Annotated in this window: 22 protein-coding genes; 6 read left to right on the top strand and 16 right to left on the bottom strand. The window is 62.4% G+C overall.

Annotated elements, in window-relative coordinates; all coding sequences use genetic code 11:
• Positions 1 to 96: 96 nt before the first annotated feature.
• On the top strand, positions 97 to 1101 hold the full coding sequence (locus HCR76_RS16895) for a hypothetical protein (RefSeq protein WP_166986488.1): 1005 nt from the start codon (positions 97 to 99) through the stop codon (positions 1099 to 1101).
• A gap of 109 nt (positions 1102 to 1210) precedes the next feature.
• On the opposite strand, the gene HCR76_RS16900 is transcribed toward HCR76_RS16895, so the two are convergent.
• From HCR76_RS16900 to HCR76_RS16930, 7 genes are all read right to left on the bottom strand, one after another.
• On the bottom strand, positions 1211 to 2839 hold the full coding sequence (locus HCR76_RS16900; RefSeq protein ID WP_198248097.1) for a xylulokinase: 1629 nt from the start codon (positions 2837 to 2839) through the stop codon (positions 1211 to 1213).
• A 12-nt stretch (positions 2840 to 2851) separates the two neighbouring features.
• Complete coding sequence (araA, locus tag HCR76_RS16905) at positions 2852 to 4360, bottom strand: L-arabinose isomerase (RefSeq protein WP_166986485.1); 1509 nt, start codon at positions 4358 to 4360, stop codon at positions 2852 to 2854.
• 3 nt (positions 4361 to 4363) lie between these two features.
• Complete coding sequence (locus HCR76_RS16910; protein ID WP_166986482.1) at positions 4364 to 5113, bottom strand: L-ribulose-5-phosphate 4-epimerase; 750 nt, start codon at positions 5111 to 5113, stop codon at positions 4364 to 4366.
• 239 nt (positions 5114 to 5352) lie between these two features.
• Entirely contained in the window at positions 5353 to 6765 is a 1413-nt protein-coding gene (locus HCR76_RS16915; protein WP_166986479.1) for a DHA2 family efflux MFS transporter permease subunit, read from the bottom strand.
• 914 nt (positions 6766 to 7679) lie between these two features.
• Complete coding sequence (locus HCR76_RS16920) at positions 7680 to 8075, bottom strand: VOC family protein (protein ID WP_166986477.1); 396 nt, start codon at positions 8073 to 8075, stop codon at positions 7680 to 7682.
• 10 nt (positions 8076 to 8085) lie between these two features.
• Entirely contained in the window at positions 8086 to 8568 is a 483-nt protein-coding gene (locus HCR76_RS16925) for an SRPBCC family protein (protein WP_166986474.1), read from the bottom strand.
• Positions 8565 to 8915 (bottom strand): ArsR/SmtB family transcription factor, encoded by a 351-nt coding sequence (locus HCR76_RS16930; RefSeq protein ID WP_166986471.1) that lies wholly within the window; start codon positions 8913 to 8915, stop codon positions 8565 to 8567. The genes HCR76_RS16925 and HCR76_RS16930 overlap by 4 nt, the downstream gene beginning before the upstream one ends.
• 77 nt (positions 8916 to 8992) lie before the next feature.
• Here HCR76_RS16930 and HCR76_RS16935 point away from each other — a divergent pair, with 77 nt between their 5' ends.
• Both HCR76_RS16935 and HCR76_RS16940 read left to right on the top strand, forming a co-directional pair.
• The gene (locus tag HCR76_RS16935) at positions 8993 to 9175 is read left to right on the top strand and encodes a hypothetical protein (RefSeq protein WP_166986468.1); all 183 of its coding nucleotides are present in this window, start codon (positions 8993 to 8995) and stop codon (positions 9173 to 9175) included.
• A gap of 145 nt (positions 9176 to 9320) precedes the next feature.
• Positions 9321 to 11264, top strand: a complete 1944-nt coding sequence (locus HCR76_RS16940) for an aconitate hydratase (RefSeq protein WP_166986465.1) — start codon at positions 9321 to 9323, stop codon at positions 11262 to 11264.
• A gap of 93 nt (positions 11265 to 11357) precedes the next feature.
• On the opposite strand, the gene HCR76_RS16945 is transcribed toward HCR76_RS16940, so the two are convergent.
• From HCR76_RS16945 to HCR76_RS16955, 3 genes are all read right to left on the bottom strand, one after another.
• The gene (locus HCR76_RS16945; RefSeq protein WP_198248098.1) at positions 11358 to 12305 is read right to left on the bottom strand and encodes a CPBP family intramembrane glutamic endopeptidase; all 948 of its coding nucleotides are present in this window, start codon (positions 12303 to 12305) and stop codon (positions 11358 to 11360) included.
• Between the two features lie 194 nt (positions 12306 to 12499).
• Positions 12500 to 13366 carry a PIG-L family deacetylase gene (locus tag HCR76_RS16950; protein WP_244971433.1) on the bottom strand — a complete coding sequence of 289 codons (867 nt, stop codon included), beginning with the start codon at positions 13364 to 13366 and terminating at the stop codon, positions 12500 to 12502.
• Positions 13363 to 14556 carry a glycosyltransferase gene (locus HCR76_RS16955; RefSeq protein ID WP_166986462.1) on the bottom strand — a complete coding sequence of 398 codons (1194 nt, stop codon included), beginning with the start codon at positions 14554 to 14556 and terminating at the stop codon, positions 13363 to 13365. Before HCR76_RS16955 ends, HCR76_RS16950 begins: the two co-directional genes overlap by 4 nt.
• 68 nt (positions 14557 to 14624) lie before the next feature.
• Between HCR76_RS16955 and HCR76_RS16960 the strand changes: the two genes are divergently transcribed.
• Complete coding sequence (locus HCR76_RS16960; RefSeq protein WP_166986459.1) at positions 14625 to 14948, top strand: TfoX/Sxy family protein; 324 nt, start codon at positions 14625 to 14627, stop codon at positions 14946 to 14948.
• 49 nt (positions 14949 to 14997) lie between these two features.
• On the opposite strand, the gene HCR76_RS16965 is transcribed toward HCR76_RS16960, so the two are convergent.
• The 6 genes from HCR76_RS16965 to HCR76_RS16990 are packed head-to-tail and all read right to left on the bottom strand — an operon-like array spanning position 14998 to position 20991.
• Positions 14998 to 15684, bottom strand: a complete 687-nt coding sequence (locus tag HCR76_RS16965) for an N-acetylmannosamine-6-phosphate 2-epimerase (RefSeq protein WP_166986456.1) — start codon at positions 15682 to 15684, stop codon at positions 14998 to 15000.
• On the bottom strand, positions 15684 to 16640 hold the full coding sequence (locus tag HCR76_RS16970) for a dihydrodipicolinate synthase family protein (RefSeq protein WP_166986453.1): 957 nt from the start codon (positions 16638 to 16640) through the stop codon (positions 15684 to 15686). Before HCR76_RS16970 ends, HCR76_RS16965 begins: the two co-directional genes overlap by 1 nt.
• Before the next feature lie 33 nt (positions 16641 to 16673).
• Entirely contained in the window at positions 16674 to 17831 is a 1158-nt protein-coding gene (locus tag HCR76_RS16975) for a Gfo/Idh/MocA family protein (RefSeq protein ID WP_166986451.1), read from the bottom strand.
• A gap of 21 nt (positions 17832 to 17852) precedes the next feature.
• A complete protein-coding gene (locus HCR76_RS16980; RefSeq protein WP_166986448.1) occupies positions 17853 to 18689 on the bottom strand; it encodes a carbohydrate ABC transporter permease in 837 nt (278 codons plus the stop codon).
• Positions 18686 to 19618 carry a carbohydrate ABC transporter permease gene (locus tag HCR76_RS16985; protein WP_166986445.1) on the bottom strand — a complete coding sequence of 311 codons (933 nt, stop codon included), beginning with the start codon at positions 19616 to 19618 and terminating at the stop codon, positions 18686 to 18688. Before HCR76_RS16985 ends, HCR76_RS16980 begins: the two co-directional genes overlap by 4 nt.
• A gap of 5 nt (positions 19619 to 19623) precedes the next feature.
• Positions 19624 to 20991 (bottom strand): ABC transporter substrate-binding protein, encoded by a 1368-nt coding sequence (locus tag HCR76_RS16990; RefSeq protein WP_235934532.1) that lies wholly within the window; start codon positions 20989 to 20991, stop codon positions 19624 to 19626.
• 81 nt (positions 20992 to 21072) lie between these two features.
• Between HCR76_RS16990 and HCR76_RS16995 the strand changes: the two genes are divergently transcribed.
• Complete coding sequence (locus HCR76_RS16995; protein WP_235934534.1) at positions 21073 to 21816, top strand: FadR/GntR family transcriptional regulator; 744 nt, start codon at positions 21073 to 21075, stop codon at positions 21814 to 21816.
• Positions 21809 to 22840, top strand: a complete 1032-nt coding sequence (locus HCR76_RS17000) for a DUF4862 family protein (RefSeq protein ID WP_166986442.1) — start codon at positions 21809 to 21811, stop codon at positions 22838 to 22840. The genes HCR76_RS16995 and HCR76_RS17000 overlap by 8 nt, the downstream gene beginning before the upstream one ends.
• Positions 22841 to 22842: the final 2 nt, after the last annotated feature.

Consider the following 22842-nt stretch of genomic DNA (forward strand, 5'->3'; position numbering starts at 1 on the left):
GCCTTCTCCGTCCACAACCGCGTCACAACTGCCCTTTACGCACAAGTTGCGACGTGTGAATGGCACATACTGACATCTACCGAGAGAGTCGTCGTCATGAACGACACCCTCCAAAAACTTCGCGTCCCCCGGCAAGCGCTTCTCTTCACAACCCGCGGCAACGGCATCGATAACGCGAGCAGAGCCGTTCGGCGCCAGTACGAACGCGGTGCGTTGCGCCGTCTCGGCCGCGGTGCCTACATCGACCCTGCTGTGTGGAGCACGCTCGACGACCGGTCAAAGCACGTCGCATATATGCAGGCCGCCCAAGCGCGGCACCGCACACAGCTCGTGTTTTGCTGCGATTCGGCTGCCGCTCTTCTGAATTACCCTGCGTACGGATACTTCGGCTCGGTCGTGCACGCGGCGAGTCCCACTCCGCGCCGCAGCGTGCCACTGGTCAGGTGGCATCAGGTGAGACTCAGTGACGACGACATCGTCGAATGCGATGGTTTTCTCATCACGTCACCGATGCGAACTCTGCTCGACATCGCTCGAACGACGCGATTTGGCCGCGCTGTCGGAATGGTCGACGCTGGGGTGCGAACTCGGCGTCATAGCGACGACCGCAATCATGCGCCGCGTGTCGATCTCGAGCATCTGCGCGAACGCAATCTGCAGTTCGCCCGCGCACACGGTTTCGCCCGCGCAGAGAACGTGCTCCATTTTGCTCGCGACGGAGCTGACAGCCTCGGAGAATCGATCAGTCGGGTTCAGGAGTACCAACTCGGCTTTCCCGAACCAGAACTGCAGGTAGCCGTGCGTGACGACGAGGGTCTGATCGGCGAAGCTGACCAGGCGTGGCCGGAGTTCCGCCTGCTCGGCGAGTTCGATGGACTCACGAAGTACACGCGTGATGCATATACGAAAGGTCGCTCCATCGAAGACATCGTGTTCTCCGAAAAGGTGCGCGAAGACCGAATGCGCGCCACGAGCCAGGGCATGGCGCGATGGTTGTGGGCCGACGCTCATGTTGGCCAACGACTCAGCGAAATACTTGTTCGGGCGGGTCTCCCTCGCGATCCTCGGCCACGTTCGGACTGGCGCATCTCGAGGCACTGATCACTCTGTCATCTGCGGTCGTTCTGCAATGCCGCGGCGCGACAGTTTGACCGCAGATGACAGCAGGCACGGTGGGTCACGGCGGTGCATGGCGCGCTGTGCCGGGCAGTCAGCGCAGAGTTTCCCCCGCAAGCCGCTCCACCGGAAGGCCGGACCGGTAGTGCTCCAGCCAGTCGGCGTAGCCGCGCACCCCGTCGGCGTCGGGCTGTGTCGTCTCAAACTCGGTTTGCGTGAAGACCACGTCGGCAAGGTACTGCGCGAGCGTCGACTCGACACCGGATGCTGCCGCCTGACGCGCCGCAAATGCAGCGAGGATCGCCATACCCCATGCCCCGCCTTCGCCCGCGGCCTTGCTGACGGAGACCGAGGTGTCGAGAGCATCCGCGAGCACCTGCTGCGCGACCCCGACCGTGCGGAAAATGCCTCCGTGGCCGAACAGCTCGTCGAGCGCCACATTCTCGTCGCGCAACAGCACCTGCATTCCCGTGGCAAGCGCGCCGAACGCCGAGTAGAGGTGCGCGCGCACGAGATTCGCGAGCGTGAAGTCCGCATTCTGACCGCGCACAAACAGCGGACGGCCCGATTCGACCCCGGTCTGGTGTTCGCCCGACAGATAGTTGTAGGCGAGAAGCCCGCCGGCGTCCGCACTGCCCGTCAAGCCGTGGGTGTAGAGCAGGCGGTACAGTGCCGTCTGATCGATGTCGGCGCCGAGAAGTCCCGCGAACTCGGTGAACATCTGCAGCCACGCGTCGAGGTCTCCCGTGCAATTGTTCGTGTGGATCATCGCCACCGGGTCGCCCGCAGGCGTCGTGACGAGATCGATCTCCTCACGCACGCCACCCAGCGTCTTCTCGAGTACGACCATGGCGAACGCGCTCGTTCCCGCGCTGACGTTGCCCGTGCGCGGCTGCACGCTGTTCGTCGCGACCATGCCGGTTCCAGCATCGCCCTCCGGCGGCGCCATCACAGCGCCCGGCTGCAGTGAGCCGGTGGGGTCGAGAAGCGCTGCCCCCTCGGCTGTGAGCTCACCGGCATCCTGACCGGCGACGAGAACCTCGGGCAGGATGCTCGCGAGCGACCACGGAACGTCGGCGACAGCCGCGAGCCCGCTGAACGCCTCGAGCTTCGCGCGGTCATAGTCGTGTGTGGCGTCGTCGATGGGAAAGACGCCGCTCGCGTCGCCGATGCCGAGCACACGGCGACCGCTGAGGGCTGCGTGCACATACCCGGCGAGCGTGGTGATGTGCGCGATGCGCCCGACGTGCTCTTCGCCGCCCATGACCGCGTGCAGCAGGTGCGAGACGCTCCAGCGCAGCGGAATGTTCTGGCCGAAAGCGGCAGTCAGGCGCGCCGCGGCATCCGTCGTGTAGGTATTGCGCCAGGTGCGGAAGGGCACGAGCTGCTCGCCGTCGCTGTCGAAGGCGAGGTAGCCGTGCATCATGCCGGAGACGCCGAGCCCCGCGACCTGCGTCAGCTCAATGCTCCAGTGTTCCCGCACGGTGGCGTGCAGATCGGCGATGCACGCGTGCAGTCCCCCCCACACGTCGTCGATCGCGTACGTCCAGTTGTCGTCGACGAGCTCGTTCTCCCACGTGTGTGATCCTGCCGCAAGCTGCACGCCCGCTTCATCGACGAGGCACGCCTTGATGCGCGTCGAGCCGAGCTCGATTCCGAGTGACGCGCGTCCCTGCCGAATGGTGTCTGCGCCGGCCATCCGCGACGAGGGTGCTGTGTTCATTACTCTCCCGTCTCAGAGCCCCTGGGCCATACGGTAGTAGACCTGCCCGAGGCGCAGCTCATTCGTGAAGCCGCGCGGTGTCGTGTCATCGTCGATGACGGCAAGCTCCAGCTGCGCGATCTCGGCGAAGTCCTCGAACACCTCGAGGGTCAGCGCCGTCGTCATCACCGTGTGGTGCGCGCCTCCGGCGGTGAGCCAGCAGGATGCCGATGTGGCAAAGCTGGGCCTCGGCTCCCACACCGCGCAGGCGACGGGCAGGTGGGGAAGCTCGGCGTCTGGCTCGACGACGTCGACGACGTTCGCGACGAGGCGGAACCGCTCGCGCATGTCAGACATCGAGACGACGATCGCCTCGCCGGGGTCGGCGGTGAAGCGCAACCGCACGGGGTCTTCACGGTCGCCGATGCCGAGCGGGTGCACCTCGAGGCTCGGCTTCGCCGTGGTGAGAGTGGGGCAGACCTCCAGCATGTGCGCGCCGAGAATCTTCTCTTTGCCCGGCGTGAGCTCGTAGGTGTAGTCCTCCATGAGCGATGCGCCGCCGGGAAGCCCGTGGCCCATGACCTTGGCAAGACGTACAAGAATCGCCGTCTTCCAGTCGCCCTCGGCGCCGAAGCCGTACCCGTCCGCCATCAACCGTTGCACGGCGAGGCCGGGGAGCTGACGAAGCCCGCCGAGGTCTTCGAAGTTGGTGGTGAATGCGCCGAAGCCGCCTTCCTCGAGGAACGAGCGCAGCCCCAGCTCCTGGCGCGCCCCGTACCGCAGCGACTCGTGCCGCTCGCCATCCGCGCGCAGCTCGGGCGCGACGTCGTACAGTTCGTCGTACTCGGCGACGAGCGCGTCGACGGCATCCTCGGTGACCGCGTCGACGGCGGCAACGAGATCGCCTATGCCCCACGTGTTCACCGAGACGCCGAGCCGCAATTCGGCTTCTGTCTTGTCACCCTCGGTGACAGCCACGTTGCGCATGTTGTCGCCGAAGCGGGCGAGCTTCAGCTGATGCAGCTCGGCCCAGCCCGTCGCGGCCCGAGCCCAGCGTCCGACACGGTCGCGCACGGCATCCGTCGACGCGTGCCCGACGACAGTCGTGCGCGAGACGCCGAGGCGCGTCGCCATGTAGGCGAACTCGCGGTCGCCATGCGCCGCCTGGTTGAGGTTCATGAAGTCCATGTCGATGGTGCCCCACGGCAGCTCGACGTTCGCCTGCGTGTGCAGATGCAGAAGCGGCTTGCGCAGCGCATCGAGCCCGAGAATCCACATTTTCGCCGGAGAGAAGGTGTGCATCCACACGACAACGCCGATGCACGCGTCGTCAGCGTTTGCCTCGAGCGCCGTCCGTCGAATCGCGTCGCGGTCGGTGAGCACGGGCTTCCACACGACTTTCACGGGGATGCTGGCGGCGTCGTCGAGCAGCGAGGCAACCTGCTGCGACTGCTGCGCAACCTGGTCGAGGGTCTCCGGGCCGTAGAGTCCCTGGCTTCCGGTCAGAAACCAGATCTCACGGGACTCGAAGGGATTCTTCATTGCTCATGCCTCCTGTGGCGATGATGGGCTGTCGGCAGGGGCAGACGTTCCGCTCTGCCCGTAGACGTTTTGGTAGCGGTCGAACAGCGAATCGATGATCTGCTGCGGAATCGCGATCGGGTCGCCAAGCTGCCGGGCGATGTGCACGGTGCGCGCCACCTCTTCACACATGACGGCTGCCTTCACAGCATCCCGAGCGTCCTTCCCGATCGTGAACGGGCCATGATTTTGCATGAGCACTGCGCGCGACCGCGAGTGCTCAAGTGTTTCGACGATTCCTCGCCCGATCGAATCGTCGCCGATGACCGCGAAGGGACCGACGGGAATGGGCCCGCCGAACTCGTCACTCATCATCGTGAGCACGCACGGAATCTCTTCGCCGCGCGCCGCCCACGCGGTTGCGTAGGTCGAGTGTGTGTGTACGACACCGCCGACGTCGCTCATATGCCGGTAGACGTATGCGTGCGCAGCCGTGTCTGACGAGGGCGTGAGATGCTCGGGCGTGCCGTCGTCGATCTTCCCGCCGTCGAGCGTGCACACCACCATCACCTCGGGCGACAGTTCGTCGTATGACACCCCGGACGGCTTGATCACGAAAAGGTCCTCGCCCGGCACACGCTCCGACACGTTGCCAGCTGTCCAGACAACGAGTTGGTTGCGGGGAAGCTCAGCATGCAGTTCGCTGACACGCTGGCGTGTGCGCGCGACAGCATCCTGTGTGGTTGGCGAGAGCTGGTCGAGAACGATGGTCATCTCGGACTCCTTTGTGTGCTGACGGTGCCGTACACCGGCACGAGATGGATGCTGCGATGCCGCGCGCTGGTGCATCGCTACGTTCGTGTACCACAATGTGAACGGTAACATACCGCATTGGAGTGAGTCCATGGGGGTGCGCTCTGGCGCGCCACGTTCATCGGTCAAAGATGGCGCTCACCCGCGTCGAGTAAGCGCCATCTTTGACATACCAATCACGTGGGCCCGAGGAGGCGCCCCTAGACTGTGCCCGGCAGCGTCTTGCGCTTGTAGTCCTTGATGAACGGGGCCATGATGATCGACGCGACGCCGAGGCAGCCCGCAACAATGAACGACACGTTCACCCCGTGAATCAGCCCCTCAACGCCGAACTCCTTCGGGTCGAGCGCCGTGCTGGTCATGATGGTGATCAGCACGGCCGTGCCGATGGATCCGGAGATCTGCCGCATCGTATTGTTCATTGCCGTACCGTGCGGAATCAGCAGCGGCGTGAGTTCGTTGAGCGCCGCGGTCGTCACCGGCATCATGACCATCGCCGTTCCCAGCATCCGAACCGCATTCACGATGGCGATGTAGGCAAACGTGGTATCCGTCGTCAGGAAGCCGAACATCACGGTGGTAACTGTCACGATCGTCAGGCCGATCACCGCCAGCCAGCGCGCGCCGAATAAGTCGAAGATACGCCCGGTGAACGGCGACGCAATGCCCATAACCAGGGCGCCGGGCAGCAACGCGACTCCGGATTCGAGAGCTGTAAACCCGAGCATGTTCTGCATGTAAAGGGGGAGAATCGTCGCCCCACCGATCATCACCATGAACACGGCCATTCCGATCGCCGTGTTGAGCGTGAACATCGGGTATTTGAACACGCGGAACTCGAGAATCGGCTGCTCGAGCTTGAGCTGGCGCAGGATGAAGACCACGAGCGAGATCACACCGACCGCGAGTGTGATGATGACGCGCGGGCTTGCCCAGCCGGCCGACCCTGCCGCGCTGAAGCCGAACAGCAGACCGCCGAAGCCCACGGTGGACAGGATGATCGAGAGCACATCGAGCTTCGGGAACGTGCGCTCGGTGACGTTCTTGAGAATGAAGAAGGCGACAATGATGTCGATGACGGCGATCGGCAGCATCATGATGAAGAGAGACTGCCAGGGAAAGTGGTCGATGATCCAGCCGGAGAGGCTCGGCCCGATCGCTGGGGCGAACGAGATGACGAGGCCAAATGTGCCCATGGCGGTGCCGCGCTTTTCGCGGGGAAAGATCGCAAACAGGATTGTCTGCATGAGTGGCATGATGATGCCAGCGCCGGCAGCCTGCACAACACGCCCGGCTAGCAGAACGGGGAAGTTCACGGCGATCGCGCACACGAGGGTGCCGATCGTGAACAGCCCCATCGCGGTCAGAAAGAGCCCCCGTGTTGTGAACCGCTGAATCAAAAACGCGGTGATCGGAATCATGATGCCGTTGACGAGCATGAAGATTGTCGTCAGCCACTGCACGGTGTTTGCCGTGACGTCAAGGTCCTTCATGAAGACGGGGAGAGCGGTAGCGAGCAGCGTCTGGTTCAGAATCGCAACAAACGCCCCCGAGAGAAGGACGGCGAGAACGACATTGCGATTGACAGGTTTCGGCGTGCTCTCTTCGGCCATGCAGCTCCTCTAGGGTGTTCGTTGTCGCGTCGACATGATCGTCTCCGGCCTGTGCGCGCGAAGGAAATGCGGGCAGATGCCGCGGTGCGCCACACGAAAAGTGGCGGTGTCGTTCATGACGACGAGCTTGCCATTGTACTCCCATCGCCGAGCTATGAAAATCGAGCGAGTAACGTCGTGGAACTGAAGCACACGGCCACCCGCAGGCCGTCGCTCAAGCGTTTGCGCACACCGTTCACTCAGCTGATCGTGGAGTGCGCCGACGGTTGACCGGGCGACCCGCGAAAGCGCTGAGTCACCTGGATGACGAGCCTGCGAGTCACGTTCATGTCTTCGATTCTGCTTAGTCGTCCACAGGCAGAAGGTTTTGCGGGTTATCCACAATGGCGGTTTGATCGGGGGTTTGAGTCGGTGGGTGCTGGCAACCTGTGGTCATGCGAAACACAGCGTCAGTCTCCGATTTCGAGCCTGTGGGGGGGTCCGGATGCTGTCGCGAGCGCTGCGGCTGAGCGGTTGCTTGATGCGCTGACGGATCTTTCTGACGTTGACGCGCAGACTCTCACAGGGGAGGGTCTGCTGCACTACATGGAGTTGCTCGCAACGGCGACCCGATTCCTTGACCGCCAAGTCGGCAATGTCGGTGATATTGCCGGGCGGTCGGGCATGGGTGCGGGGTTTGATGGTGTGGCTGCCCGTCACGGGTCCTGGTCTGCGACAGCATTGTTTGAGAAGGTCACGGGGGTGAAGAACTCCACCGCGCACCTGAAGTACGCGACGCCCCCCGGGAAACCCACACGCACGAGTTCAACCACTCGAAGCGCTACCCGGAGTGCGCCCACAATCCGGATTCGGCTGGTACGTACGAGCGTCGTCGCGCTAACCGGAGGCTCAGATCGCGCCCAGCCATCAGCAGCTCAGAACGCGTCGCCTGTGCGCCACGCCATTTCCTGCAGCAGGAGAGTATTGCCATCGGGATCGGCGAATGCCGCAGACTTGACGCCCCCGCCGTGGTCATCCACTGCTCCCACCTGAACCCCGCGCTCAATGAGTTCACTGCGCGCCGCCTCGATGTCGGCAACGACAAGATGCAGAGCCTTCACCGACCCTGGTTCCCTGTCATCGTATGCAGCGAGCCCAGTGCCAAATCCGATCGAGCACGCAGAGTCGCGCGGCGTCACCTGCACGACCCTTACACCGGGCGCGGGAGTCACATCGACATCATCATTGAAGCCAAGTGCGTCGACATAGAATCGCTTTGCACGATCAACGTCAGTCACCGGAATCGGCACGAGTTCAAGCTTCATCTTCATCGCGGTCTCCCTAATTCTTCCATCCGGCGAGAATCTCGTCGAGTGACTCGTAACCCTCTGTGATTCCGTACTCCATGCCACTCTCGACCATGGCGTCGCGCACCTCAACGCTCGGGTACGTCGCCCTCGAGCTCAGCTTGGTGCGTCCATTGCCGAGATCAGTGAGTGTCAGTTTCTCGATACTGACAGCATCCGGTGCCCCCTCGAACTCGAAGGTCTGAATCACCATCTCGTTCTCGCGAACCGTATGGAACGTTCCGTTGAAGCAATACTCGTTGCCCTCGGTGTCGCGATGGATAAAGCGATAGCTGCCATGCGATGTGAAGTCCCATTCGGGAAGCGTCATCTCATACCCGTGCGGCCCCATCCACTGGGAAACGAGCTCGGGATCAGCGTGCGCTCGAAATACGGCGGCTGGAGCTGCATCGAACTCGCGCTCGATATCTACGAAGGGGAGACCTTCAGGCGCTGTGATTGTCACTGCATTCGTCATTGCTCTGCATCCTTTTCAATATTGTTCTGAGCGAGAAGCTCGTCAAGTTGCCGAAACTGCTGCTCGTGGATCAGCCGGTAGCCATCAATCCAGGCGGTGAGCTTCTCGAGTTGTGCGGCATCCAGCGCCACGGGCCGTCGTTGCGCATCACGCGATCGCGTGACAAGACGCGCGGCCTCAAGCATCTGGATGTGACGGGATACGGCCTGCTTCGACATCTCAAACGGCTCCGCTAGTTCGTTCACCGTCGCGGGCCCCCTGCTCAGTCGAGCGATGATGCTCCGTCGAATCGGGTGCGCCAAGGCAAGAAAGGCGGCGTCGAGAGTCTCGTCGTCCGCGTCCGTCATATTCAACCTATTTCTTTATCAACTACTACGTTGATTAAAGGATACGACGACGCCCCCGCAAAGGCAAGCGTCGCCGGGTGCCCAGACTCCCTTCCACAGTCGCGATACGCGTCACACGCGACATCGGCCTGCTGCTGATCGACCGGCACAAGCTCGACATCGGCCACTCGACGGACCTTCTCGAGCCGCCATTCGCCCCCGGCCTCGTACGCGTGAGGCTCGTCGCCGCAGACTCCTGCTATTTCACGGCGTACAAGTAGGCCGCGTTCGAGGGACACTCGGATGCCGTCGCGGGGGCCCGCCGACCGGCATCCGCCCTTACCTTTTTGATACTTCCGGCCTAGGCTGGCCACGAGGTCCCGCTCCGGGCCGGCGCGGGATCGCACCCGTCGGAAGGGCAGGGCTATGTCTCAAAACGTCGCACAGAAGCTTATCGCGAGCCACCTCGTCGAAGGCGAAATGACGCCGGGCAGCGAGGTCGGACTGAAAGTCGATCAGACGCTGACCCAGGACGCCACCGGAACTATGGTGATGCTCGAACTCGAGGCCATGGGACTCGACCGCATCAAGACCGAGTTGTCTGTGCAGTACGTTGACCACAACCTGTTGCAGACGGACGAGAAGAACCCCGACGATCATCTCTTTCTGCAATCAGCGGCGCAGCGATTCGGGCTCTGGTTCTCCAAGGCGGGCAACGGAGTGTCGCACCCGGTGCACCAGGCGCACTTCGGGCGCCCCGGCGTGACCATGATCGGGTCTGACTCGCACACGTGCGCCGCTGGGGCTCTCGGCATGCTCGCCATTGGCGTCGGCGGTCTCGAGATCGCGATGGCCATGGCGGGGCAGCCGCTCTACGTTGCGATGCCTGAAGTCTGGGGCGTCGAGCTCACGGGCGAGCTGCCGGACTGGGTGTCGGCGAAAGACGTCGTGCTCGAGATGCTGCGACGCCACGGTGTGAAGGGCGGCGTCGGGCGCATCATCGAGTACCACGGTGCGGGGCTTGCCGGCCTCACCGCCATGGACCGCCACGTGATCGCCAACATGGGCGCTGAGCTCGGGGCGACGACGAGCGTATTCCCTGCCGACGGCGCAGTGCGCGACTATCTCACTGCCGTTGGGCGCGGCGACGACTACACAGAGATCCTCGCAGACGACGGTGCCGAGTACGACGTCACCGAGCACATCGACCTGTCGAGCCTCGAGCCGCTCATCGCGAAGCCATCATCGCCGGGAAACGTCGTGCGGGTCGCCGAAGTCGAGAACGAAGACGTGTTTCAGGTCGTCGTCGGATCGTCGGCGAACCCCGGACTGCGCGACTTCGCCGTTGTCGCCGAGATTCTCGACGGCAACCAGACGAGTCAGCAGGTGTCCGTCGACATCAACCCCACGTCACGCGAAGTGCTCGCCGACCTCATCTCAGGCGGCTGGCTCACCTCCCTCGTGACGTCGGGCGCCCGCATCCACCAGTCCGGCTGCATGGGGTGCATTGGCATGGGCCAAGCACCGGCATCTGGCCGCAACTCGCTGCGCACCATGCCACGCAACTTCCCCGGCAGGTCGGGAACAGAAGAGGATGCCGTGTGGCTATGCTCACCTGAGACGGCAGCGGCGGCGGCACTCACGGGGCGCATCACCGATCCACGAACGCTCACGCAGACTCACGGCATCCGGTACCCCAAACCGACGATGCCCGCCATGTACAGCTCGCTGAACGACATGCTGCTCGCGCCGCTTCCACAAGAGGAAGCTGCACAGGTCGAGCTCGTGAAGGGGCCCAACATCTCGTCGCTCCCCGAGTTCGAGCCGCTCGACGATCACCTTGCCGTTCCCGTTCTGCTGAAAATGCGCGACAACGTGTCCACGGACGAGATCATGCCGGCGGGGTCGCGGGTGCTGCCGTTCCGCAGCAACATTCCGAAGATTGCGGAGTTCAGCTTCACGCGCATCGACGAGAGCTACCCAGACAGGGCACGGGATGCCGCGGCGGGCCACGTCGTTGTCGCGGGCGAGAACTACGGGCAGGGCTCCTCGCGAGAGCACGCGGTGATCGCGCCGCGCTACTTGGGACTGCGGGCCGTGATCACGAAGTCGTTTGCACGCATCCACTGGCAGAACCTCGCGAACTTCGGCATCCTCGCCCTCGAATTCGACGACCCGGCCGACTACGACGCCGTCTCGCAGGGCGACGATGTTGTGCTCGACGGCCTGCACGACGCGATCACCGGCGGAACCAGCGTCACGGCGACGATCGGTGGGCGTGAGGTGCCGCTGCACCACCGGCTCTCCGACCGTCAGGTGGAGATGGTGCTGGCAGGAGGCCGCATTCCACTGACGGCTCGATCAGCTTGACCCGCACCAATCTGAGCTACACAATCGCATCGGGGCTACAGAAACTTCTGTAGCCCCGATGCGATTGTGCAGCACGGCGTACTCACCGCGAAGTCAACCTCGCAGAGCTCCGGATGCTGCAGTGGCCGACGCGCGCGGAACCACGTACCCGAGTCGGCCACGCGTCGCCGCCACGATTGCTATGGCCGCGATCGTGGAACCGAATAGCAGTGAGGTCTGCGCGAGCGAGACATCGAGCATGGGGAACATGTCGCTCCACGCGATCGAGACGAAGTTGTTGACGCTCACGTGCATGAGCATTGACAGCGGGAGGCTCTGTCCTGTTCGGTTGAACACCCACGTCATGACGATATTGAACGTGATGCAAAATGCCGCGAACTCGAGCGGCCGCCACCAGGCTGCATCCGGCCAGCCGCCCCAGTCGCTGAGAAACAGCGGCATGTGCCACAGCGCCCATAGCGGCCCGAGAATGAACGACGCCTTCATCGGGCTGAACCGCGCCTGCAGACGGGGCAGGGCAAAGTCGCGCCAGCCCGGCTCCTCGGCGAGGCCGGTCGTCACCATCTGAAGAATGAGTCCTGGCACGAGCGCTGCGAGCACGAGAAGAGACGGCGCCTGGATCTGACCACCGGAGAATACGAGCGCCGACGCGATGATCGCGGCCGGAACACCGACGATCGTGATGATGTACCAACGGACGCTCACGCGCCACTTCCAGAGGCGCTTTGCCCAGGCGCGCAGGCCGGAGCGGCCGTCGGCGAGCGCGGTGATGAGCAGCGCCGACGCGATCGGCCCGAGGTAGGCACCGGGGAGCACACCCGAGAACTGGGCGGTGCCGAGCCACTCGGGAAACGAGTAGTCCCAGACTCCGAGCCCGTTGTTCGACAGAATGTACGGCGTCCAGGCTGCCCAGCTGAGCACGTTGGCGAGCACGAAGAAGCCGAGCAACGGATGCCGGCCGACAAACGCTCTGATGTTGCCGGAGCGAACCGGCGGCTGTGCATGTCGTTGAGGGGAAGCAGTGGGCTGAGAGGCAGTCACGGTGGTCCTTTCACGCGTCGAAAATCGAACGTGACAAGCTCACCAAAGCCGCATCGTCAACTCACTACGCCGTGCACCCCGCTTCGAGGTAGGGCTAGCTCTACCCATCCGATTGCGTACCAACTCTTGCTATGGCGTCATGGTCTCCAAAGCAAAAGTTGGTCCCCGACTATGTGTGGTGAACCACTAGCGCCTCAACGCGTGACACGCAGGCCCACCGACGTCGCGATCGGGGTGCGCTGCCCGCCGGAGTGCACAACGTCGTCTCCGTCGACGGTCACCTGCGAGGCGTGGTGAGCAAGTGCACGCTTCACCTGGTCGAGCCGATGCCCCAGCTCGAACCACGTCGACGACGAAGCCGCGTCGTCGCGGCTTCCGCCAGGCTGCCCTGCAGCATCCGGATTCTCGTGAAAGATCTCGGCAATCCGGATGCCGCGCGCCCGCGCCGCCGTCTGGGCTACCTCTCGTGCGCGCACGTGGTCGGGATGCCCGTAGCCGCCGATCTCGTTGTAGCTGACGATGAAGCCGGGTCGCGAAGTGGCAGTGCCAAGCGCGGCATCCGCATCGATCAGCGCGAGCAGATCGGCCACCTCTTCGTCGACGCCTGCGGAGGTGAATGCCGCGAGCGACGCATCGTCTGACGGGCCGGCCAGGCCCTCGCGAATCCAGCGCATGCCGGAGTCCTCGTAGCGCCGCGGATCGAGGTGCGCGGCGCGGGCGGGCGGAGTGCCGAGCCAGACATGTCGGGAGACGCCGAGTTCAGCGAGCGCACCGGCGAGTTCGCCTTCACGGTGCGCGGCGAACTCCGGGGTGCCCTCGAGATGTGCGTGCGGGCCGGCCACGACTTCGCCGCGCTCGCCGCGCGTGCAGGTGACGAGGGTGACCGCCATGCCTGTGTCGACGAGCTCAGACAGCAGAGCGCCCGTCGCGAGAGTCTCGTCGTCGGGATGCGCGTGCACGAACAGCACATGGGTGACGCCGTCAAGCACGCTACCGCGCCGAGTCCGCGTGCCGTCAACCTCGTTGGCACCGGTTGCTGCGCCGCCCTGCGCCGCCATCATGCCGGCCGTCCCAGAAGCCGTTCATACACGTCGACGGTGCCCTGCGCCGTGCGCTCCCATGTGAAGCCGAGAGCCCGCTCGCGTCCCGCTGCCCCGAGCTGGGCGCAGCGCTCCGAGTCGCGCAGAAGTGCGGAGATGGTTCCCGCCCACGCGCTGGGTTCCCGCACAGGCACGAGAATGCCCGTCTGACCGTCGACGACGGCCTCACGCAGACCTCCGGCATCCGATGCGACAACGGGTGTCGCGCACGACTGAGCCTCGAGAGCGATGAGTCCGAACGTCTCGGAGTGCGATGGCACGAGGGCGATGCGCGCGCCCCGCAGCAGATCGGCGAGCGCCTCGCGCGACTGCGGCCCGATGAAGTGCACGCGATCACCAACGCCGAGCCGCTCGGCAAGCGCACGCAGCTCGGCGGGGTAGTCGTCGAATCCCGTCGTCGCCCCGCCAGAAACGATGAGATCGGGGCGGCCCGACTTCGGCAGCTCTGCGAGCGTCTCGATCGCGAGGTCGAGGCCCTTGAGCGGTTCAAGCCGCGCGGCGGCGAGCAGGTAGCCGGCGTCGCCTGTCGCGGCATCCGGTGATTTGTTCGGGCTGAACTGCGCAGCGTCGACGCCGGGGCAGACAGTGGCAACGCGCGCGGGGTCGGCGCCAAGGCGTGACACGACGGTCTCGCGCTCGGCGTCGCTCACGGTGATGATGGCATCGGACTGCTGAGCGAGGAGCTCTTCGCCGGCAAGGCGCCCCGGAGATTCAGGCCGCTCCCCCTCCGACAGCGGGGTGGCGTGGGCTGCGGCGATCGAGTGGAAGCTCTGAACGTGAGGGATGCCGTGGTGCTGCGCGAGCTCGAGGGCGGCCATACCGCTGAACCAGTGGTGCGAGTGGATGACGTCGTAAGGGCCAAGGTGGCGCATGGCGTCGCCGAACTCGGCGATGTACTCCTCGTGGTCGCCCTTGACGCGGCGCTCCTCCGGGCCGGCGTGCAGTTGGCGAAGTGTCACGCGCGGCGCGATCTCGACGGCATCCGGGGTGGCTGGCGATGAGCGACGTGTGAGCACATCGACGTTGTGGCCCAACGCCGCGAGTGCGAGGGCGGTATGGCGCACCGCGACGTTCATGCCGCCGACGTCGCCTGTGCCCGGATCGTCGTTGGGCGACGTGTGCAGGCTGACGAGGGCGAGGCGAAGGGGCATGCTTCCAGCCTATGCCGCGAGTTTGTGCGCGAGGTGGCGGCGTCGGTGTCTGACACTAGAGTCGACGCATGGCACCAGACCGCCGCATTGCCGAGTTCTACCGCGATCAGCTCGCCGAGTTGGGCGACATCACCATCACGCGCATGTTCGGCGGCTGGGGTCTGCGACTGCACGGCGAGTTTCTCGGCGTTGTCATCGACGATGTGCTCTATCTCAAGGTTGAGCCGTTCGCCCTAGACACGATGATGGCGCAGGGCGGCCACACGTTCACCTACACCCGCCCCAGCGGCAAACGCGTCACGATCGATAAGTGGTGCTCGGTGCCCGACGAGTACCTCGATAACGCGGCATCCCTCACCGAGTTCGTGCGCAACATGACGGGTGTGCTCTGATCCACTGAACAAGCCCGTGGATGCTGCTGCACGTCGCGACGTCGGCAGGTCAGCGGTTCACCTCAGAAAGTGCCTCGGCAAACCAGCGCGTGATCGACGCGGGATGCGTGATCGCTGTGCCGACACACACGGCGAACGCACCCGCGTCGCAGCACGCGACAGCATCCTGAAATGAATGGATGCGCCCCTCAGCGATGACCGGCACCTCAAGCCGAGAACTCAACTCGGCAAGCACTTCGAGGTCGGGACCGTGCCTTCTGGGCCTCTCACCGGTGTACCCACACAACGTCGTTCCGACCACGTCGGCACCCGCATCCGCCGCAGCGAGGCCGTCGTCAACCGAGCCGCAGTCGGCCATCACCAGGGCATTCGCAGCATCGCGCAGCCGCGCGATCGTCTCAGCGAGACTCAGTCCGTCGGGCCGCTCTCGTCGAGTGCCGTCAAGCGCCACAATGTCGGCACCCGCCTCAGCCACTGCGATCGCGTGCCTCAGTGTCGGAGTGATGAAGACGTCGTCCGATCCGTCTTTCCAGAGTCCGATCAGTGGAAGCTGCAGCCCGGTTCGCTCGCGCACCAGCCGAATGTCATCGATGCCCTGCGCACGAATGCCCGTGGCACCGCCTCCGGCTGCGGACGCGGCGATCTGCGCCATCGTCTCGGAGTGGCGCATCGGCTCGCCAGGGTAAGCCTGACACGAGACGATGAGCCCGCCACGCAACCGCTCGATGGTGGTCATCACACACCGTCATTGATCCGCACAGCGTCGATGCTGGAATCGTCGCTCTGCGACGCATCCACAATCGCCGTGATACGAGACACCACGTCGGCTTCAAGACGCGGGATCGGCGGTGACATGCGGCCCGATGCGATAACTCCCTGGTGGGTTAGGGCCTCTTTGAACGCTCCGACGCCGCCAGCTTCGCCGCTCACCCCGCTGGCCTGAAACACGATTTCGAAGAGCTCGGTTAGACGATCTTGCATACGCTTCGCCTCGGCCCAGTCACCGCGTTGAGCTGCAGCGACGAGCTGCGCATACCCGTGCGGGTCGACATTGCCGAGCCCCGGCACGACGCCGTCCGCTCCGGCGAGAAGCGCACCGTCCGCGACAACTTCGTGGCCCGTGAGCAGTGAGAGCGGACTGCCCGCCGCACGGTTGGCGAGCACGAGTCGACGAAAACCCACGTCGTCACCGCTGGAGTCTTTGACGCCGACGATGACGCCCTCGGTGCCGAGGCGCACTAGCATCGCGATGTCGAGCTTTGTCCGCACCCGAACCGGCACATCATATGCAAGAAGAGGCAGATCAGTGGATGCCGCGACAAGCCGAAAATGCTGATCGATCTCGTCAGCATTCGGCAGCACATAGAACGGCGCTGTCGCGACGATAGCGTCAGCTCCCCCTGACTCGACGAGGCGCACTTGCTGGATGACGCGCGGCGTCGACGTCTCGTTCACCCCGGCAAGCACGGGCACACGGCCAGCAGCGACGCGCACGGCGGTCTCGACGACGCGCTGCCTGTCGGCATCCGTAAGAAATGCCACTTCGCCCGACGAACCCAACACGAACAGCCCGTTCACGCCTCCATCGATGAGGTGCTTCACGAGCGACTCGAGCGAGTCGAGATCAAGCTCTCCGGAATCCGCGAGCGGGGTGATGACAGGCGGAATGACCCCTGAGAAAGTGGTGGTCACAGTTGTTCTCCTTGCAGTTGTGAGATCAGTGATTCAGTGCTTTGCGGCGGATGTAGGCGAGAAAGAACGCACTGCGACTTCTTGCTCAGACACGATCTCTCGGACGTCAACCTTGCGGTCTTCCGTGAGCGACCGAGACAAGGCATCGGCAGTTGCAATCGTGGCCGTGGCCGCCGACCCGTCAGAGAGCGCCGCAAACTCTTCTGTCGGAGAGTTACCCTGCATCAGCCCATGGAAGTACGCCATCTCTTCCTCGACGATGCCTCGCAGCCACAGCGGAGGGGTGAGCGATGGCTTACCGTACATGATCGCACCGTCCATGGACGTGCTGTTGTAAATCTCCGTTCGCTGGTCGTCCTCTTCCTGGTTTCGGTGCAGCAGGAAGCTCTCGGAGTTCTCGCCCGCTCGCACGGTGACTCCTGTCTGTTGGAGATCGATACGAATCGCACCCTGAGTCCCCTGGATCAAGACATAGTGCTCGGGCCAGCGGAAGGCAGACCCGTACTCGATGGCTGCATACGTGTTGTTGCCAAATTCGAGCGAAATGACGAGCATGTCGTCTTCATCCCCAAACTCTGGCCCCGAGTGCGCAACGTTGCCGCCGACCATCGTGGCGCGCGTTGCTGGGCCCATGATCGACTGCACGAAGTCGAGCTCATGGATGTGATGGTAGAGATGACCGCCCGACAGAGAACGACGTTTCTTCCACGTGACTTCCTTCTGGGGTTCTTCCCACCCGTTGCGGATGGCGCGGCAGAAGATCACGTCACCGATAATGCCGTCTGCGATGAGCTTCTTCGACCGCCTGACGCCGCTCATGAAGTTCATCACGTGACCTGCCATGAAATGAACGCCCGCTTCACGAGCGCTATCCACCATCCGCGCGCAGTCTGAGTAGCTCAGCGCGATTGGTTTCTCGCAGAACACATCTTTGCCGTTCTCTGCGGCTAGAAGCACTGGGTCAATGTGCGTCCAGTTCGGTGATGCCACAATCACAGCATCCACATCATCAGCCGCACAGAGCTTCTCAACGGATTCGACATTCGTTGGTGCGAGATCTTCAGCAAGCCTCGCACCGTTTTCCGGGTCAAAGACCGACGTCACGCGCGCGCCTGGCAATGAGTTGACCGCAGTGCCAAGCGCCCGACCGAAATAGCCAGCGCCGACGATTCCATAACGTATTTCTGACATTGTCTGCCTTTCCAACATGATTTATTTGACTGAACCTTCGGAAAGTCCGGCGGCTATGTGCCGCTGGATCAGAAGGAAGAACACAACGGAGGGAACCACGATGACCACACAGGCGGCCATCATTGCGCCCCAATCCAGTACTTCAGAACCGCTCAGCGAATACAGAGCAACCGAGATTGGCATCTTGTCCGATGAATTGATAAAGAGAAGCGCGTAGAGGAATTCGTTGAACGAGTTAATAAACGTATAGATTGCCGTCGCAACGATTCCAGGCAACACAATCGGCGATGCCACGGTCAGAAAGATGCGGAACTTTCCGGCGCCGTCGACTTGAGCGGCCTCCTCGATCTCGAGCGGAACTGTCTGATAGAACGCCGTCAGCATCCAGATTGCGTAGGGAATTGAGAACGAGAGATATACGAGCACGAGTCCGACGTATGTGTTGGCCAGGCCCACAGACACCATGATCACCGAATATGGAACCGCAAGAAGAATTGGCGGAAACATGTACGTGCTGATCAACAGCTGCGTGAGCTTCTGACCAACGCGCGGAAAGAACCGAACGATTCCGTACGCGCCCGTCGTACTCGCAGCGATGGTCAGCACTGTCGTGGCGAGCGCGATGATCACGCTGTTCCCCAGGTTTCTCAATGCACCGAGTTCGAAAAGCACCTTTCCGTAGTGCGCGAATGTCACCTCGCTCGGAAAGAACGAGAGTGGATCGGACGCCAACTCGGAAGCAGGCTTCACCGAGGAGATAATTATCCACACCAGCGGGAAAGCCGAGAGCACGGCCATGACAACGAGAAATGCATAGGGAAGCGTCAGTGAACGAACCCGCTGGCTGACCCCGCTCATCGTGCATCCTCGCTTTCCCACCGGTTGATCAGCTTGAAGGCAAACGTTCCGACAAGAAGCAGGAATGCCAGCAGCAGAACAGTGATTGTCGAGGCCAATCCCAGTTGATAGAGACCCCAGCCCGTGCGATACGCGTAGATTGGCAGTGTCGTGGTACTTCCAGCTGGTCCTCCTCCGGTGAGGAGAAACACAAGCTCGAAGTTGTTGAAAACCCAGATTGTGCGCAGTACCAGCAGAAGACCGACGACTTTCTTGACATGCGGAATCGTGATGAAACGGAATCGCTTCACGCTGCCTGCGCCGTCCATGCGAGCAGCCTCTTGCTGGTCGCGCGGAACAGTCTTCAGTGCAGCAAGGATATTGACCATGAAGAGCGGTGTCCCGAACCAAATATTGATGACCAGAACCACCCAGAAGGCGGTGTGCGATGTTCCGAGGAGGCTGATGTTTTCGTCGCTCAGTCCCAGTGTGGTCAAGAGGTTCGGGAAGAATCCGTAGACATCGTTCAGAATCCATTTCCATGCGAACCCGATCACGATGGGCGGGAAGGCCCACGGAATGATCAGCAGCACTCTGAACAGGCCCGTCATCCGAGGAATTCGCTCCAGCGCAAGCGCTGCGAGAAATCCGATGACCAACTGCCCGATAATCGAACCAATTGTCCAGCCGATCGATGTCGAGAACGCAGACCAGAAGTCGGGGCTGCTCAGGACGAAGGCGAAATTGTCGAAGCCGACAAACTCGAACGTCTGCCTAAGGAGGTGCTTGTCAGTGAAGGCGAGGAAAACACTTGAACCAACGGGGTACACGAGAAGGGCGAGCACGACGACAATTGCCGGCGCGATGAAGAGGTACTTAGACACGCGATCTTTGCGCGCGCGAATGCTCACCTGAGGTCGCGTACCTGCGCTCCGTTGACTCTCGGTCATGATTGTCATTCGAATGTCACCCCAGCTGTCTCAAACAGGCGATTGAGTTTGTCTTCCGCCTGTTGCGCCGCCTCTTTGACGGGAACACCGTTGAGCGCAATGTCCTGGAACATGTCCTCGATTACCGCCTGGTTCGTCAACAGGCCGGCCTGCACCTGCGGTCCGTTCTCCATGCCCATTGCAGAACCAAGCGGTACTGCGTCTGCGATAACGTCGACGCTGCTCGAGAACTCCTCGAGAACCTCGTCGTCGAGGTATGCCTCATTGGACTCGATGTCCTTGAGTGCAGGCAACATCCCGCCGGGGACGGAGTGGAGGAAGCGGATGTAATCGTCATCGTTGTAAAGCGTTTTGACGAACTCCTTCGCAGCCGCGCGCTTACTGCTCGCCTTCCAGACGACGATCGGCGTATTCGACGTCTCGCCGCCATAAACCGGATCCGATTCGTGCATGCGAGGGAGTGGCGCCGCCGCAATATCGTCTACTAAATCGGGCGAAGCGCCCTCCACCCCGCTGATGTGGAATCCAGAGTTGAAGTCGATCGCGGTCTTGCCTTGGTAGAACAGTGTGGCTTGGTCAAGCACGTTGTAGTTGCTACTCCCCTTCGGCGACACATCCTTATAAAGGTCTGTCCAGTACGAAATTCCATCGATCGCGGCCTTGGAGGTGAGATTCGCGCGTCCCGAATCGTCGATCAAATTCTCCCCCGCGGACTGCATGTAGAAATTGAGATAGCGCGTTGCCAGCACATCGTTTGATCCGAATGGCACTGACAGCCCGTAGACACCATCGGTCGAGAGCTTCTCAGCGGCGCTTCGAAGTTCGTCCCAGGTCGTCGGCACCTCGATACCGGCCTGTGCAAGGAGGTCTTTGCGGTACCACATCACCTGCGCGTGCGTGTATATCGGCACCGAGTAGTTTTTGCCGCCCGCTGCGCCCTCACTCAGAGCGGATTCATAGAACCTGTCGCGACCGATATCGTCGATCACGTCGTCAACGGGTGCAAGAGCATCCACGTTGATCATCTGCACGACCTGATTCGGAAGTGCAGTGCTGGCATCTGGCACAGCTCCCGTCGAGAGACCGGTCGTCCATTTTGTGTTGAACTCGTTCCAGCTAAATGTCTCGATCTTGATATTGACGCCAGGATGGTCCTTCTCGAATTTCTTGGCCATCTCTTCCATGTACTCCGCACGGGGTCCTTGAGTGAAACTCGACCAGAACACGACATCGCCAGACATCGTTCCCTCGCTGCCCTTGAGGTCCGCACCTCCAGAACACGCCGTGAGCGCGAGAGCGGCAACTCCCATCATTGCTGGCGCGAGAATTCGACGCCGATGTCGACGGTTTGCGCTGGTGCGTCGCTGAACCACGATTCCTCCTTCGTAGGACGTCTGATGTCCTATGTTGCTATAGTGAAAGTACAGTACAACCACGAGAGAGGTCAAGGCAGAATGAGCACTCATCGTTCTGAGATGCGAATGTTCAACCCACTCGCACGAAAGCGTGGCCCCTCGGTCACGGATCAGATCAAAGACTTCATCTTGTCGAATAACCTTCGCCCGGGCGACATAATGCCAACCGAAGCCGCCATCAGCGCCGAACTCGATGTCAGCCGATCGAGCGTCCGCGAGGCGATGAGAACCCTCGCCGCTCTCGACATCGTCGAAATACGCCATGGCTACGGTACGTACGTCGGCGAAATCTCTCTTGCGCCCCTCGTCGAAGGACTCGTTTTCCGAGGTGTGATGAGCCCGGAGAACAATTTCTCCGCATTGCGCGAGGTTGTCGAGATCCGAGAGGTTCTCGACCTCGCAATGGCGGATCAGGTCGTCAACAGCCTCGTGGGCGCAACCGACCCAGAGCTGCATGATCTCGTCGCCATGATGGAAGATCTTGCTGCACGAAAAGAATCATTCGCAGAGGCCGACAATGCTTTCCATCAGCGCATTCTCAGCCGCCTCGACAATCAGCTAGTAGGACAACTCTCGACGGCGTTCTGGGAAGTCCATACAGTCGTCTACCCGTTACTCGGCTTACCTCCCGCTCACGACATCAGCGAGACGGCCCACGCGCATGGCCTCATGCTCAATGCCGCCGAGAATGGCGACATCACGGCATATAAGGAGGCCGTAATCTTGCACTATCAGCCGTTGCGCCGTTCCATTGACAAAGCTCTCGCCAGTCCCGATGCTTGACCCCGAGCACGACCCGTCGTCGATGTCCGTAGGCACCGATTCATACGTCGTCGGCGCGTACCCCGCATCACCCGCGCATCGCGAGTGGCACCCAGATCGTGAGTGCGAGTTCTTTGACCGTTTGCAGTCACTCGAGAACATCAGCGCCCTTGAGCTACCGTGGCTCGGAAGCCTGCACCCACACGACGACGAGTGGCTACTTCAGAACTATCCACCTCGGCTTTCGGCAGTCGTCACCGATATCGGTTACGTCATGTCAACCGTCGGCGATGGTCGGGCCTTTGGCCTCGCATCAACAGACGTAGCAGGCCGGCAAGCCGCTCTCGTCGATGTCGAACGACTGCGATCAGACGTGCGACGTTTCAACGATCGCGCTGGACGGCTGGTGGTGACAGCGGTTGAATTACATTCCGCCCCGCGGACGCTGAGCGATGCGGAGGCCTTGGCAGCGAGCCTCGCTGACATCTCTGATCGCGATTGGGATGGAGCTCAGCTCCTCATTGAGCACTGCGATGCCGCCGTGCCTGAACACGAACCTCAGAAGGGGTTCCTTGCGCTCGACGACGAGATTGCGGCGATCCAGCACTCAGAAGTTTCCGTCGGATTGAGCCTGAACTGGGGCCGTTCGGCCACCGAGTTTCGAGACCCAGATCGGGTCACTGAGCACATACGGACCGCCTCTTCGTCAGGATTGCTGCACGGTCTCATCTTCTCTGGAGCGTCGGACCGCGATGGCGATGCGGGCGGCGCATGGACCGATGCTCACCATGCGTTCGCGGCATCTCCAGGGCATCCGTCTGGCGACCCGACGTCCCTGCTCACCGATGCCCGCGTCGAAGATGCTCTCGCCGCTGCCGTCTCAGAAGGCACCGAGAACGCACCGAAGTGGCTCGGCGTCAAAGTGGGCTGGGCTCGTCCGTCGGGAAGCGTAGCGGAGCGGGTTCGCATGATTCGGGATGCGCTCGCGGCTACGGATCTTCGCTGGAACAGTGCGCTGCGCGAGAGTCGGTCGGACACGCCGTAGCC

It is taken from the genome of Paramicrobacterium chengjingii, from assembly GCF_011751765.2.
GTDB lineage: Bacteria > Actinomycetota > Actinomycetes > Actinomycetales > Microbacteriaceae > Paramicrobacterium > Paramicrobacterium chengjingii.